12 protein-coding genes and 1 tRNA gene are annotated in these 14901 nt (G+C 44.9%); 5 read left to right on the top strand and 8 right to left on the bottom strand.

The window, feature by feature from the left end; genetic code table 11:
* Window positions 1-18: 18 nt before the first annotated feature.
* The 5 genes from F993_RS04720 (at window position 19) to F993_RS04740 (ending at window position 5467) form a co-directional block, all read left to right on the top strand.
* Window positions 19-95 (top strand) — tRNA-Met (locus F993_RS04720).
* A gap of 199 nt (window positions 96-294) precedes the next feature.
* Window positions 295-819 (top strand): ribosome maturation factor RimP, encoded by a 525-nt coding sequence (gene rimP / locus F993_RS04725; protein WP_004656212.1) that lies wholly within the window; start codon window positions 295-297, stop codon window positions 817-819.
* Window positions 820-856: 37 nt separating this feature from the next.
* Entirely contained in the window at window positions 857-2341 is a 1485-nt protein-coding gene (nusA, locus tag F993_RS04730; protein ID WP_004656210.1) for a transcription termination factor NusA, read from the top strand.
* Between the two features lie 10 nt (window positions 2342-2351).
* A complete protein-coding gene (gene infB, locus F993_RS04735) occupies window positions 2352-5066 on the top strand; it encodes a translation initiation factor IF-2 (RefSeq protein WP_004656208.1) in 2715 nt (904 codons plus the stop codon).
* Window positions 5066-5467 carry a ribosome-binding factor A gene (locus tag F993_RS04740; protein WP_004656205.1) on the top strand — a complete coding sequence of 134 codons (402 nt, stop codon included), beginning with the start codon at window positions 5066-5068 and terminating at the stop codon, window positions 5465-5467. Before infB ends, F993_RS04740 begins: the two co-directional genes overlap by 1 nt.
* Before the next feature lie 51 nt (window positions 5468-5518).
* On the opposite strand, the gene F993_RS04745 is transcribed toward F993_RS04740, so the two are convergent.
* The 8 genes from F993_RS04745 to F993_RS04780 all read right to left on the bottom strand — a co-directional run bounded on the left by F993_RS04745 (window position 5519) and on the right by F993_RS04780 (window position 14892).
* Entirely contained in the window at window positions 5519-5893 is a 375-nt protein-coding gene (locus tag F993_RS04745; RefSeq protein WP_004656204.1) for a Na+/H+ antiporter subunit G, read from the bottom strand.
* An 11-nt stretch (window positions 5894-5904) separates the two neighbouring features.
* Window positions 5905-6180 carry a monovalent cation/H+ antiporter subunit F gene (locus F993_RS04750; protein WP_004656203.1) on the bottom strand — a complete coding sequence of 92 codons (276 nt, stop codon included), beginning with the start codon at window positions 6178-6180 and terminating at the stop codon, window positions 5905-5907.
* Window positions 6177-6704 carry a Na+/H+ antiporter subunit E gene (locus tag F993_RS04755; protein WP_004656202.1) on the bottom strand — a complete coding sequence of 176 codons (528 nt, stop codon included), beginning with the start codon at window positions 6702-6704 and terminating at the stop codon, window positions 6177-6179. Before F993_RS04755 ends, F993_RS04750 begins: the two co-directional genes overlap by 4 nt.
* Window positions 6704-8515, bottom strand: a complete 1812-nt coding sequence (locus tag F993_RS04760; protein ID WP_004656201.1) for a monovalent cation/H+ antiporter subunit D — start codon at window positions 8513-8515, stop codon at window positions 6704-6706. Before F993_RS04760 ends, F993_RS04755 begins: the two co-directional genes overlap by 1 nt.
* A complete protein-coding gene (locus F993_RS04765) occupies window positions 8515-8883 on the bottom strand; it encodes a Na+/H+ antiporter subunit C (RefSeq protein WP_004656199.1) in 369 nt (122 codons plus the stop codon). Before F993_RS04765 ends, F993_RS04760 begins: the two co-directional genes overlap by 1 nt.
* Complete coding sequence (locus tag F993_RS04770) at window positions 8876-11728, bottom strand: monovalent cation/H+ antiporter subunit A (RefSeq protein WP_004656198.1); 2853 nt, start codon at window positions 11726-11728, stop codon at window positions 8876-8878. The genes F993_RS04765 and F993_RS04770 overlap by 8 nt, the downstream gene beginning before the upstream one ends.
* 254 nt (window positions 11729-11982) lie before the next feature.
* Complete coding sequence (locus F993_RS04775) at window positions 11983-13365, bottom strand: ATP-binding protein (protein WP_004656196.1); 1383 nt, start codon at window positions 13363-13365, stop codon at window positions 11983-11985.
* 24 nt (window positions 13366-13389) lie between these two features.
* Window positions 13390-14892 (bottom strand): UvrD-helicase domain-containing protein, encoded by a 1503-nt coding sequence (locus F993_RS04780; protein ID WP_004656194.1) that lies wholly within the window; start codon window positions 14890-14892, stop codon window positions 13390-13392.
* Window positions 14893-14901: the final 9 nt, after the last annotated feature.

Below are 14901 nucleotides of genomic sequence, written 5' to 3'. Positions count from 1 at the left end.
ATAATTTTTGCACGTTGATGCGGGATGGAGCAGTCTGGTAGCTCGTCGGGCTCATAACCCGAAGGTCGTTGGTTCAAATCCAGCTCCCGCTACCAAGTTTCTAAAAAGAGGCTCACAATAAGGTGGGCCTTTTTGCACAGTGGGCATTGCTTTTCTGTGTAACATAGGGGCGATTTACGCCCTTTTTTATTGGTTGTTTAGCTATCGTGTAGTTGTTCGACATCAATTGGTCAAATAGTCGTGCTTCACTATACGGTTAAGATTGATTGGCTCGTATAAGAGCGACGAGAGTAAATGAAATTATCAAATAAATCTCAAGCATTGCATGATCTAATCGCCCCAGCTGTGGCTGCGTGTGGTGTAGATCTGTGGGGGATTGAATTCCTGCCACAAGGTAAACGTTCTCTATTGCGCATTTATATTGATAAGGCGATAGATGAGAATGCTGAACCTGTCTTAAATGAAGATGGTGAAGTTGAACTCGGGCGTGGTATTGGCGTTCAAGATTGTGTTCTTGTGACACAACAGGTGGGTGCAATGCTTGATGTTCATGATCCAATTTCAGGTGAATATGCTTTAGAAGTGTCTTCGCCGGGTTGGGATCGTCCATTTTTCCAATTGAATCAACTGCCTGCCTACATTGGGCATCAAGTGGCTTTACGATTAATTGCTGCTGTCGAGAACCGTCGTAAATTCCAAGCCAAGCTGGTTTCTGTAGACTTAGAGAACGAACTAATTCAGGTCGAAGTTGAAGGTAATCATGTGCTTGAAATTGATAGTAATAATATTGATAAAGCAAATTTAATCTATCAAGACTAATATTAACTTAATTTTATAAGAAATCGGTAGGTGACTTATGGGCCGCGAAATTCTTACCGTTGCAGAAACGGTTAGTAATGAAAAAGGTGTTAGTCGTGAAGCGATCTTCCAAGCGTTAGAGCAAGCACTGGTTGCGGCAACGAAGAAAAAGTTTTACGAAGGTACCCGTTCAGAAGAAGCTCAACTTCGTGTTGAGATTGATCGTAAAACAGGTGATTACCGTACGTTCCGTCAGTGGACTGTGGTTGCGGATGAAGATCATGAAATGCCGGCATGTCAAGATGCAATTTCTGATGTAGATCCATCACAATGGTCAATTGGTGATGTGCGTGAGTTGGAAGTCGAGTCGATCGAATTCGGCCGTATCGCTGCACAAATCGCAAAACAAGTGATCGTACAAAAGATCCGTGAAGCAGAGCGCGCACTTGTTGCCGATGCTTATGAATCTAAAGTGGGTGAGTTGATTTACGGTGAAGTGAAAAAGCAAACTAAAGATGGCTTTATCATTGATCTAGGCGACAACGCTGAAGCGTATTTAGCACGTGAAGAAACCATTCATAAAGAAATTTTACGCCCTAAACAGCGTATCAATGCAATCTTGTATAATGTCAACCGTGAAGGTCGTGGTGCACAATTATTATTGTCACGTGCCCGTCCTGAGATGTTAATTGCATTGATGAAAAAAGAAATTCCAGAAATTTCTGAAGAAATCATCGAAATTAAAGCAGCTGCTCGTCAACCGGGTGTTCGTGCTAAAATTGCAGTGAAAACCAATGACCATCGTATTGACCCTGTGGGTGCATGTATTGGTATGCGTGGTACACGTATCCAAGCAGTACAGCAAGAGTTGAACGGTGAGCGTATTGATGTCGTGGTGTGGTCTGATGATCCAGCACAATATATTGCAAGCGCATTAGAGCCAGCTGATGTATCAGGTATTGTGTTAGATGAAGATGCACGCAGTGCAGATATCATTTTCGCAACCAATGATCAATTAGCACGTGCGATTGGTTCGCAAGGGCAAAATGTTCGTTTAGCATCGGAATTGACGGGTTATAAACTCGACATGATGTTAGAAGAAGAGTATCGTGCTCGTCAGCAAAATGAAGCGCAACAGTATTTAGACATGTTTATTACACGTCTTGATATTGAAGAAGACTTGGCAATGGCTTTAGTCGAAATGGGCTTCACTTCGTTAGAAGAGATTGCGTATGTACCTGCTGAAACATTTGACGAAATCGAGCTTGAAGCAGATTTAGTTGAATTGCTTCAAAGTCGTGCGAAAGAAGCTGCTTTAACAGATGCATTGAAACAGCAAGAAAATATTCAAGAGCCAAGTGCAGAACTTCTCGGTATGGAAGGTATGACGACTGAGATTGCGTATGCATTGGCGGCGCGTGGTGTGGTTACTGTTGATGATTTGGCGGACCAAGCAACTGATGATATCTCTGATATCGAAGGTTTAGGTCATGACAAAGCGGGTCAGTTAATTATGAAAGCACGTGAATCATGGTTTAACTAGGAGATAATAGATGACGGACAAGTCGATTCAAGAGTTAGCGCTCAGCGTAGAACGTCCTGTAGAGAAACTCCTAGAGCAGGTTCGCGAAGCAGGTCTACCACAGCGTAAAGCAGATGACATTATTACCACTGAACAGCAAGATACTTTAGTCAATCACTTGAAAAAAGTACATGGTCAGGAAAGTGGTAACACAGGAAAGATTGCGTTGAAACGTAAAACAACGAGTACTGCTAAAGTAACAAGTACTTCAGGTAAAGCGAAAAGCATTAATGTTGAAGTTCGCAAGAAACAAGTTTTTGCTAAGCCAAATCCAGAGTTACTTGCAGCAGAAGCAAAAGCGCGTGTAGAAGCTGATGCAAAAGTCCGTGCTGAACAAAAAGTACGTGATGAAGCAGATCAAAAAGCTCGTCACAGTGCAGAACAAAAAGCCAATGCAACTTTAGAGGCGATGCGTGCTGCGCATACTTCTGATAGTTCAGGTCAAGCACCTGCAAAAGCAGCAGTTGTGGTGAAAAAACGTAATAGCGACAAGGTCATTAAAGCCCCAGTTATTCGTCCAACAGAAACACCAGAACAAAAGCGTGCACGTGAAGAGCAAACTGCTCAGTTGAAAGCGACTGAAGAAGCAGTACGTCGTAAGGCGGCTGAAGAGGCGCAGCAACGTACGCTTGAACAAATGCGTAAAATGGCATCAAAATATTCAAGTGATGATGCGACGACAACCATTCGCGTGATTGATGATTCCCCTTTAGCCGCTGGTCTTGTTGGCCAAGCGTATGAAGATTCCTTTAACAAGGAAGACCGTGAAATCAAACGTGGTGGTGCAACAGCAAACCCACGTGCTGGTAAAAAAGGCGGTCGTGGTGGTGATGCGCAAGCAGAACAAAGCTTCAGCAAAAGCCATCATAAGCGCGGTTTAAAAACCAGCCAAGCGAATAAACATGGTTTTGAAAAACCAGTTAAAAAGCAAATTTATGATGTTGAGATCGGTGAAAAAATCATCGTTGCTGATCTAGCACAAAAAATGGCAGTTAAAGTTCGTGAAGTCATCAAGACCCTCATGAAAATGGGTGAGCTTGTAACTCAGAACCAAGCCATTGATCAAGATACTGCTGTTCTTGTGGTTGAAGAATTGGGCCATAACCCTGTTTTAGTTTCAGATACGCAAGCAGAAGATAACTTATTGGTTGCTGCTGAAGAAGCACGTGGTGAGCAAACCACTCGTCCACCAGTTGTCACGATCATGGGTCATGTTGACCATGGTAAAACGTCATTACTGGATCGTATCCGTCGCTCTAAAGTGGCTGCGGGTGAAGCGGGTGGTATTACTCAGCATATCGGTGCTTACCACGTTGAAACTGAGAAAGGGATTATTACGTTCCTAGATACACCGGGACACGCAGCGTTTACTTCTATGCGTGCACGTGGTGCGAAAGCGACTGATATCGTGGTCCTAGTTGTTGCAGCTGATGATGGTGTCATGCCACAAACTGCAGAAGCAATTGACCATGCACGTGCTGCGGGTACGCCGATCATTGTTGCCATCAACAAGATGGACAAAGAGTCAGCTGACGTAGACCGTGTATTAAACGAATTGACCACCAAAGGGATCGTACCTGAAGAGTGGGGCGGTGATGTGCCAATTGCCAAAGTATCAGCACATTCTGGTGCAGGTATTGACGGTTTACTTGATTTGATCTTGATCCAAGCTGAGTTGATGGAGCTTAAAGCTTCAGCAGAAGGCGCGGCGCAAGGTGTGGTCATTGAAGCACGTGTTGACAAAGGTCGCGGTGCAGTGACCTCGATTCTGGTACAAAACGGTACCTTGAACATTGGTGACTTGGTTCTTGCTGGTTCATCTTATGGTCGTGTTCGTGCGATGTCGGATGAAAATGGTCAACGTATTACTTCTGCTGGTCCATCAATTCCAGTTGAAATCTTAGGTTTACCAGAAGCACCAATGGCGGGTGACGAAGTTCTTGTAGTGAACGATGAGAAGAAAGCGCGTGAAGTTGCTGATGCTCGTGCAGATCGCGAACGTCAAAAACGTCTTGAGCGTGCAAGCTCGATGCGTCTTGAAAACATCATGGCATCAATGGGCAAGAAAGATGTTCCTACAGTGAACGTGGTACTCAAAACTGACGTACGCGGTACTTTAGAAGCATTGCATGTTGCACTTGATGAACTTGCGACTGACGAAGTTAAAGTCCGTGTTATCGGTTCTGGTGTCGGTGCGATCACTGAGTCAGATGTGACTTTGGCTGAATCGTCAGAAGCGGTGTTGCTAGGCTTTAACGTACGTGCTGACAATAGTGCGCGTCAAAAAGCGGACCAAGATGGTATCGATATTCGTTACTACAGCATTATTTATCAATTGATTGATGATGTTAAAGCGGCAATGAGCGGTAAGCTTGCACCTGAACACCGTGAGACCATCTTGGGTGTTGCTGAAGTGCGTGAAGTGTTCCACTCAAGCAAGTTTGGTGCGGCAGCGGGCTGTATGGTTCTTGAAGGTGTATTACACCGTAACAAGCCAATTCGCGTATTACGTGATGACGTGGTTGTGTTCCAAGGCGAGCTTGAATCTCTTCGTCGCTATAAAGAAGTGGTTGAAGAAGTTCGTGCCGGCATGGAATGTGGTCTTGCAGTCAAAGGCTATAAAGACATCAAAGCACAAGATAAGATCGAAGTGTATGATGTTCAATTGATTAAACGGAGTCTTTAATGGCGGGTAGCCAACGCTTAAAGCGCATGGCGGATTCAGTACAACGTGAGTTGTCTGAGCTTATCCGTCAGGAGCTTAAAGATCCACGTCTGGGTGGTCTGGTGACCATTTCAGCCGTGAAAGTCAGTGCAGATATGGGTTATGCCGAAGTTTATGTCACGGTAATGGGGCGTGAACTCGGTGATGATCAAAGTGAAGTTGCGAATAAAGAAACTTTAGATGTATTGAATAAAGCATCTGGTTTCTTGCGCCATGAATTGAGTCGTCGCATTAAAACTCGCGTGACGCCTCGTTTACGCTTCCACTATGACAAAACCAATGCCTACGGTAATTATATGTTTGGTCTGATTGCTGAAGCTGTGAAGGATTTACCTGAACAAGAGCAAGACGAACAAAAGTAAGTACACATAAAAAAGCCACCTTCGGGTGGCTTTTTTATTGCTGGCTCTAAATTAATCTTTTTTCAACGGATTGCGACGGTAACGTTGCCAAGGTAGTGGACGATTTAAAGCTTCTGGTACATCACCACTGGTTGAGCGTAAGCGTAAGTGGATGGCTGCTTGTGCCATCAAATTTGCCGATACTGGTGCAGTGATAAAGGCAAATAAGGTAATCAGTAACTCAGCAAAACCAAAACGACCATGCATCGCTGCGAAAATCATCGCTGCGATCAGGAAGCTACCGAGGCCCAAGGTACTGGATTTGGTTGGTGCATGCAGGCGCATAAATAAGTCAGGTAGACGGATCATGCCAATCGAACCGATCAGCATAAAGAACGCACCAAACACCACAAAAAATGAAACCACAATCTCAAGAATCAGTTGCATGGCATTGCTCCTTAATCAATTACATGACCTGTAGTGAAGTAACGAGCAAGTGCGGCAGTAGAAACAAAGCCGAGCATTGCAACCAAGAGCGCACCTTCGAATAGATTGGTGCTGACCCAATAAATACCTAAGACCACGATCAGACAGGTGGCATTTAAGAATAGAGTATCGAGTGCCAAGAGTCGATCAATCACTGAAGGGCCTGCAATCAGGCGAATCAAGCACAGAAACATAGAGATGGTAATGGCAATTAAACCGATACCCAATGCATAAGGCAAAATGGTCATTTATTTGCTCCTTCTGTAATCTTGACATCAAAGATTTCGATTAAAGGCCTTTCATAGCGTTTTTTAATGTCTTGAATATCCAGTTCGGTGTTATCTGAACTGAGTGCATGCACCAGAATATCCCCACGTTCCTGATCGATTCCGGCTGAAACTGTACCAGGCGTAGTGGTGATAATCATCGCGAGTAAAGTATTCACTTGCTCGTGCTCAGTTTCCAGCGGAACCCGATACCATTTAGGGTGTAATTGATCCATTGGACCAAGCACCATTTTGGCAACACGGAAGTTGGAAATCACAATATCCCACAGCACTACAAAGACCAGTTTAATCGCAGGAAGCCAATGAATATGCGGCGTTCTGGCAATAAATGGACTGACCAGCCGTGCAATCGCAACAGCTAGAATCAATGCCATTAAAATATCGGTCAGATCCAGACTATGCGCCAGCATCAACCAGCTCAAGAAAATCAGCACCGACACAAATGGATGTGGAAACCAACGCTCAAGCAAAGAAAATTTTTGCATCAGTGATCCTCCATTGGCTTTAACTGTGTGCTATTCGGAATGGTCGGCGCTTCTAGGACTTGCTCCGCAATTTGACGCTGCTTATATTCAGAAATATGTTCGCCTTGTAGGGTTGGCTTTGAAATAATGTCTGGAATCAGCAAGGCATTCGGATCTTCAACCTCACCGCCATATTTGGTTTCAGGTAAATAGCTTGGATCATAAGGCTGTACGCTGATTGGGCGACCTTGTGCATCATGTTTCAGTATAGTCTGGTTATACAGCGCGTGATTCTGAATTTGCTGTGCTGTTGCAAGCGTATAGTTCTGAATCGGCGCTGCACAAACCACATAAAGCATTAATGCGCCAAGTAAAATATAGATCGCAGTATCATTCCGCTTCGGTGCAAGCTCAGGTAGGGCTTGATACTCAGCATAAGCCGCTTCTTTCTGATCTTCTTCAGGTGGTGTTGCACGCCAGAACAGAATAAAGCCAACGCGTGTCATGGCGATAATGCTGAGCAAGCTCACAATCAGGATTACTGCGATGATCCAGCCTTGATACGGTGTCTCAGCAGTGGCTTGTAAGATGAAAACTTTACCTAGGAAGCCGCTGAATGGTGGTAAACCTGCCATCATCAAGGCGATGGTAAAGTAAGTAAAAGCAGCCGCTTTTTCCTGTTTGATTCGTGGTGCAACTTTTAAATGATCTTTAAAAGCGCCACGTTGCGAGGTCATCCAACCACAGAATAAGTAGAAAGCTGCTGCGATCAAGGTACTGTGAACTAAATAATACAGTGCTGCGGCCCATGCCTGTGTATTGAACATGGCAATTGAAATCAGCAATGTACCAATCGATGACAACACCATGAAGCCAACAAAACGGCGTAAGCGTTCAGCGCCAATTGCACCAATCACACCGTAAAGGGAAGTCACCAAGCCAATGATCAACAAGCAATTCTTGAAAATGCTCTGTGCCATAGCATCATCAAAGACTGTACCATTGACACGTAAAATGGCATAAATCCCCACTTTGGTCATAATGGTAAAAATCGCAGCGACAGGTGTGCTTGCAACTGCATAGGTTTTCGGCAACCAGAAGCCGACAGGCAACATCGCAGCTTTAATACCAAACACCACAAACAGCAGTAGTCCACCTGCAACAGCAAGCTTGTGCTGATCGCCATCTAGACTTGATACCAGACGGCCAACATCAGCCATATTCAAGCTGCCGACGCTGCCATAAATCATGCCTAGACCAATCAGGAACAGGGCAGAGGCTAGCAAGTTAATGGTGACGTAATGCACCCCAAGTTGGAAACGTGGACGACCTTGACCGTGCAATAACAGCACATAAGAAGCCATCAGTAGGATTTCGAAGAAGACGAATAAGTTGAATAAGTCGCCTGTCAGGAATGCACCGGTGATTCCCATGAGCAGGAAATGCACCATGGTATGGAAATAGCGCCCACGGGTATCCCAGTTCTCACTGGCATACCAAATCACGGGTACTGCAAGCATATAGGTCAGGACCAACATAAAAGCGGATAAGCGATCAAGGACTAAGACAATCCCAAATGGCGCTGACCATTCACTGAGCTGATAAACCGTAATTTGGCCTGTGCTGGCAATACTCAGATAACTGATTGCCGTGATTAAGCCTAAAACTGCCGAAGCAATACTAATTCCGCGACGCCAAGGTTGACGCCAATCTTGCTTTAAAGAACCTGAACCTGGATTGCCCAATAACACCAGAATAAAACTGGTGAATGCTGGAATTAAGATACTGATAATTGGAGCGTGAGCGTGCCAGAAACTGTAAAAATCAAACATTATGGCTCATCCTCACGTGGGTCATAAGTCAAGGTGGGTTCTTCTTTCGAGTCGACATGATCTGTACCAGATTCATAACGACTACGTAAGGCAAGTTGCACGATAAAGGCTGTGGTGGCAAAGCCAATCACAATCGCCGTTAATACCAATGCTTGAGGGAGTGGATCGGTCACTTTGGTGGCCTGAGTCAACACCGCAGGTGCATTGATTTGCAGGCGGCCCATGGCAAACAGGAACAAGTTCACCGCATAGCCAATCATGGCTAAACCAAGGACCACTGGAAATGTTCTGGCACGCAGAATCAAATAAATGCCTGTTGCGGTGAGTAAGCCAATCCCTGAAGCGAGTAAAAATTCAATACTAATCATTTTGTTTATCTCCACCTGGGATTGGACCAGCCATACTAGAGTGACGAGAGTCTCCGAGTACGGAGATCAACAACATGGCAGCACCTACAACGGTAATGTAGACCCCTGTATCAAATGCGACTGCAGAGGCAAGATGCATTTTTCCAAGCAATGGTGCTTCGACATAAATATGGGCACTGGTGAGGAAGGGGCGAGCCCAGAACCATGCGATAATACCGGTGAGACCTGCAATGGTTAAACCTGTTCCAATCCATAATTCATAGAGACGACCTGATTTGGCTTTGATCATCTGTTCGGTTTGGTCTTGACCCAATACGATGTATTGAATAATCAGTGCCATTGAGGTAATCAGACCTGCAATAAAGCCGCCGCCCGGAAGATTGTGCCCACGCATGAAGATGTAGACACTGACCACCAAGGCCAGTGGCAAAATCCATGACGCCGTGATACGGAACATCAATGGTGAAGGATTAAAGCGATAGGTTAAACCTTGGGTCATGGTAGTCCCATGTGCACGCATACCATCCATCAGACAGAGCGCACCAATGGCAGCAATGCCGAGTACGGTAATTTCACCGAAGGTATCGAAACCACGGAAGTCAACCAAGATCACATTGACCACGTTTGAGCCACCACCCAACGGAATCGCCTGTTGTAAAAAGAACCATGAGATTGAATTGTGATCGCGGGTTAACAGCAACCAAGCAATCCAACCAATACCTAAACCACCTGCGATGGCAAGGCTGGCATCTCGCCAACGACGTGAACGGCTCGATTCATATGGGGTGAGCTGTGGCAGTAAAGACAAACTCATCAGTAATAAAACAGTGGTGACCACATCAACCGTAATCTGGGTCAATGCCAAGTCGGGTGCAGAGAGGGTCACAAAAACCATGGTGACCACCAAACCAACAGCACCGCTGATCAGGACGGCTTTGATACGCTCATGATGGAACCATAGCATCATCCAGCAACCTGAGAACAGGGTCAGCCAGAGTACAATCGCCACCCAAGGCGCATGGGTGAGCTCACGTGTGCCAGTGGTTAAGCCTTGGTTGAACAGTGGTAAGCCGACCATGATGATGCTAAACAACACAATCCAGAGGATATAGCTTTGCAAAGAACCGTTTTCGGTCTTCTGTTTAATCTTACGGCTGGTGAGTAATAAATTTTTCAAGAATAGATCAAACAGAATCTTGCCTTGGAATTTTCCAAGATAAGGATCTAAGTCGATTTTACGAATGCGCCCCTCTTTTGCCAATACAAAATACAAAATCGATCCGCCAATCAGTGCAATCAAACTCATGATCAGAGGGGCATTGATGCCATGCCAAATCGCGAGATAAACGCCTTCAAATTCAGGCTGTGCCAAACTTGCACGAGTGACGCTGTTGACCATTGTTCCTGCCAGTAGAGCAGGGAGGATACCGACCAAGATACATAAGGTTGCCAAAATAATGGCAGGTAAGCGCATACCGAAATGTGGTTCGTGCGCATCTTTATTCGGTACATGTTTACCAACTGGGCCGTCGAAGAACACCCCATGAACGAGGCGAATCGAATAGCTGACTGCGAAAATACCGGCTAGCGTTGCGACGATGGCTGAAATCACCATCACGGGACCCGATAAGTTAGCCAATAGCTCGGTAAAGAACATTTCTTTGGAGATAAAGCCATTGGTCAATGGTACACCCGCCATTGAGGCAGCGGTGATCATGGTGAGGGTGCCCGTAAATGGAAGCAGTTGCCAAATACCACTGAGTTTGCGTAAATCACGTGTACCCGTTTCGTGGTCAATAATCCCTGCAATCATGAACAATGCCGCTTTAAAGGTGGCATGGTTGATGATGTGGAAAATTGCGGCAGCCACCGCCAATGGCGAGCCAATACCGAGTAAACATACGATTAAACCTAAATGACTAATGGTTGAATAGGCCAAAAGTCCTTTTAGGTCTTCTTTGAAAATTGCAAAACCTGCGGCCATACATAAAGTGAACAGGCCGACAAAAGTCACGATATTGTGATACAGCGCAGCACCAATAAAAATAGGAGCTAAACGCGCCAACAAGAAAATCCCAGCTTTGACCATGGTTGCAGAATGTAGATAGGCCGACACAGGGGTTGGCGCTGCCATCGCATTCGGTAACCAAAAATGGAAGGGGAACTGGGCGCTTTTGGTGAATGCACCTAACAGGATCAGCAATAAGGCTGGAACAAAAAGCGCATGTTGCTGAATGGAATCTTTCATCAATACCAATTCATCAATCTGGTAGGTGCCGGTGATTTGTCCGATCAGCACAAAGCCACCGAGCATGGCCAAACCGCCCATGCCTGTGATGGTCAGAGCCATACGGGCGCCACGTTGCGCTGCCTCGTATTGACTCCAATAACCAACCAGCAGGAATGAGGAGATACTGGTCAGCTCCCAGAACACCAATAAGATAATCAGATTATTTGAGAGAGAAATCCCCAGCATGGCTGCCATAAACAGCATCAATAACTGGTAAAGTTTACTGAGAGAATTTTTAGGGCTGAGATAGTAATAGGCATAAATATAAATCAGGGTGCCGATACCGCTAATCAGCAGACCAAACAATAAACCTAATGCATCTAGGCGAAAACTCAGATTAATTCCAAGCTGTGGAAGCCAGTCCCAGCTTTGTTGCAGGGTATTGCCCTGAAGAACCGTTTCTGCCTGAGTTAAAAGTAAAATAAAACAACTAAGGCTGATGCCAATCGCCCCAAGTGCCGTCACGCCACGCGAAATACGCTGTAATTGTGAGACAAGGGTGGTGCCGAGTATGAGCGGTAATAAGATAATAATCGGTAGCACACTGGTATCCATGTCGATGATTTAGGTCGAAGACCTAAGGGGTGAATTTTCTTTCAAGACTTACAGGCACTCAAAGAGAATACCAAAAACTTTAAATCTTGAAGCCCAATCAAGTTAACGGAGGCAGCAAGTTGTATTGCACAACTTGAAAATAAAAAATGCGATTTATTTTACTATAAAATAGCAGCAAAAATCTGATGTTATTACATGAAACAAACAACATCATTTGATTGAAAACATTTCAATTTCTGCTTTTTGATACAGCTTTATAACGGTGTTTCTTGCGGCGTATCATCTATCTTGAGCAGGTCGAGTAAATTGTTCTTTTCTTGCTCGTTTAAGTCCTGAATTTGTTGGAACAAATCATCGACTTTGCTGGTCAATGGTTCGGCTTGCAGCAAGGTTTGGGCCTGAACGGAATGCACTGTTTCGGTCTGGGTAAGGCCATGATATAAATTTGAAAGCTGTTGTTGCGATGCTTCCAGATTAAGTTGATACACCCCTGTTGGGTCCAGTTTTAAACATTGGTAATGTAAGGCATGTTCCAGCAGGGCATCTCGATTGCCTGAGACGATGATTTGCAGGCGAGGAAAAGCCTCATGGAGACGCTCCAAAATTTCCGTACAATTATTTTGATCAAGTTGATGGTCAATTTGATCGATCAGCAAAATCCCTTCACCCTCTAAACAAGGATTAAAACAATGCTGATTCAGCAAGCAAAGACGACGACTCATGTCTCCAACTAATGCAATCCAGGTTTTAAGTGAAGCAGACAGCTGTTGAAAAGGAATCAACCGATCGTGATAACGCACCATCAATTGTAGTTTTGGTACGTACTGAATATAAATATCAGTTAATTCAGGAAAAACGGTATGCAAGCTGTTTTTCAAGGCATAAAGATTGGGTGCAGAGAGTTGCTTTGGATGATTAATCAGTTCTTGTTGTAATTCCTGTAATATTTCAGATTGATTTTGTTGATTAAAATCGTTGCCCATTAGGCGTCTAACGATATGCGCGGAATGTGCATTTTCAACATCGCTGATTTCGCGCAGCCATTCAAAAAAACGGGTAAAGGTGGTGTAGGGAACGGCAGTCAAATCATAGGCCGAGATTTCTTGTAGTGTTCCTGGGGTATTTTTGCTTTGTAAATTGATGTCTTGCACGAAGCGTTCAGCAGGATAGTAGGCGATCAAAGGCAAACCGAATAAAGGGTCTTGTAGCCCTGTTTTTTGATAGAGCGTGACCATTTGGTCAAGCTGTTGGGTCTCGACTTGGCTAATCCCAACCCCTTGACTATTAAAAGTTTTGTAGAGTTTCCATGCACAGCTTTGAGTGTCGATTTGTTGTGATGAACTACTCTCGGTAAGAGTCCCTGTGAGTTCGTTGCTCATACGAACTTGAATTTGAATCTTGGCCTGCAGGCGATTCAGCATAATATCTTGGTCGGCAATCACCACACCTGCGGTACGAATATCTTTGTAGCGTGCAGAAAACCAGGTCAGACTCTGGTAGATATTTTTTAAAATGGTGCTTTTGCCTGTGGCTTGGTCGCCAAGGATCAAGGTGATGGGGCGTTGTTCGGGATCAAATTTGAGATTTAAATCCCGAAACATGCCAATGTGTTTGAATTGAACCGATTCAAGTTGCATGAGCTGACCTCAATCAAGAGCGCTTTAACCTGCGGACTGACGAAGACTTGAGGGAGCGCACCGTTTTAATTGTTGTATTAAGTCGTATAAATGGTGAATATTTAAACTTACTTTAGCACGCGTGCAGGCCACGTAAAGTAATCTTAGCTCTTCATCTGTAATTTTATGTTCAAGCCCATTTATTTTAAATTGGTAATCGTCTTCGATATGCACGCGATTCCATTCCAGACCTTTGGCTTTATGCGCGGTTGAAATCACATAGTCTGCTTGTTCAATCGGGGTGATTTTTGCCAGTGCCTTTTTCAGAGGATCGGTACCATGATCATCGACCAGTTTGACCAAGGGTTTGATGTCACTACCATCATTGGTCTCACAATATTCATGGACATCATGCCAAGAATTAAACCAAGCCAGTTCTGGCACATCAGTAATACGTTTGCCTTGCTTGAGTAAACTCGCTGCATCAACAAAGCGGCTGAGTTTTTGGTGATCGGCTTGCAGGCTGACTTTATCGCCATTCACCAAACCTGACAACAGTAATTCCATCGCACGAGCATTGGTCCGACACAGAATCGCATCACGCATCTTGGTATGCGGTTTATTCACCACGCTGGATTTCTGGTTTGGATTACCAAGTAGGGGCACGGTTTCATTTAATGCGCCAAGCAAGCTGTTGGCGACATCTGCAATGGCATCGCCAAAACGGAAAGAGGTGGTTAAACGACTTTCAGGCAATGGCATTTGTTGCATGGCATTGATTGCTCCACGCCATGCGTAAATTTGTTGGTGTGCATCACCAACATAAATGACTTGGGTGCTTTTTTGACGCAGTAAAATACCAAGCATCAATGGATCGGCATCTTGCGCCTCATCAAACAGCACATAGTCGGCAGGGATATTCGGTTCAGATAAAGCCCATAGTTTGAGGTAAATATCATGACCGATACCTGCTTGGTGATTCGGATCAATCGATTCCAGCCAACGTCGTTCCACCGCAGGGTAGAGATGCTGTTGCAAGGCGTCGATATCGTCCAGATGTAACCAGCTCGGCGCTTGAATATGGCGAGGTGCAGGGTATTGTGAACTGGTTGAACAGAAGTAGCTGACCGCATTGGCAACCAGACTGGCCAAACGGCTCGGCATCAATACATATTTTTCATAACGCCCGCCCATGAGACGACGGAGTGTAATCGGTTCTAGTCGATATTCTTTAGCAATAAAGCTGGGGCTAAGACGCGGTAAGCGTAATTTATCGGTCACGCCACGCGGTGCACTACGAAAAGCGAGTGAATGAAAGGTACGGCAATTCACATTGCCATGAAACTTGTTCTGAGCTTCAGCAGCAATCGCTTTGTTAAATGCCAAATACATACCGCGCCGTTCAGGCATGGCATCACTGATCATCTGCAAAGTAGTAGTTTTACCTGTGCCAGCATAAGCAATCACTTTAAAGGATTGACCGAGACGAGCATTGTCTATGGCAATGGCTTGCTCATAGGTGGCTTTGGGTTTCTCTATATTTGACACAGGCTCTGC

Source organism: Acinetobacter proteolyticus (assembly GCF_000367945.1).
Lineage (GTDB): Bacteria > Pseudomonadota > Gammaproteobacteria > Pseudomonadales > Moraxellaceae > Acinetobacter > Acinetobacter proteolyticus.
This window is presented reverse-complemented; position numbering and strand designations above follow the sequence as displayed.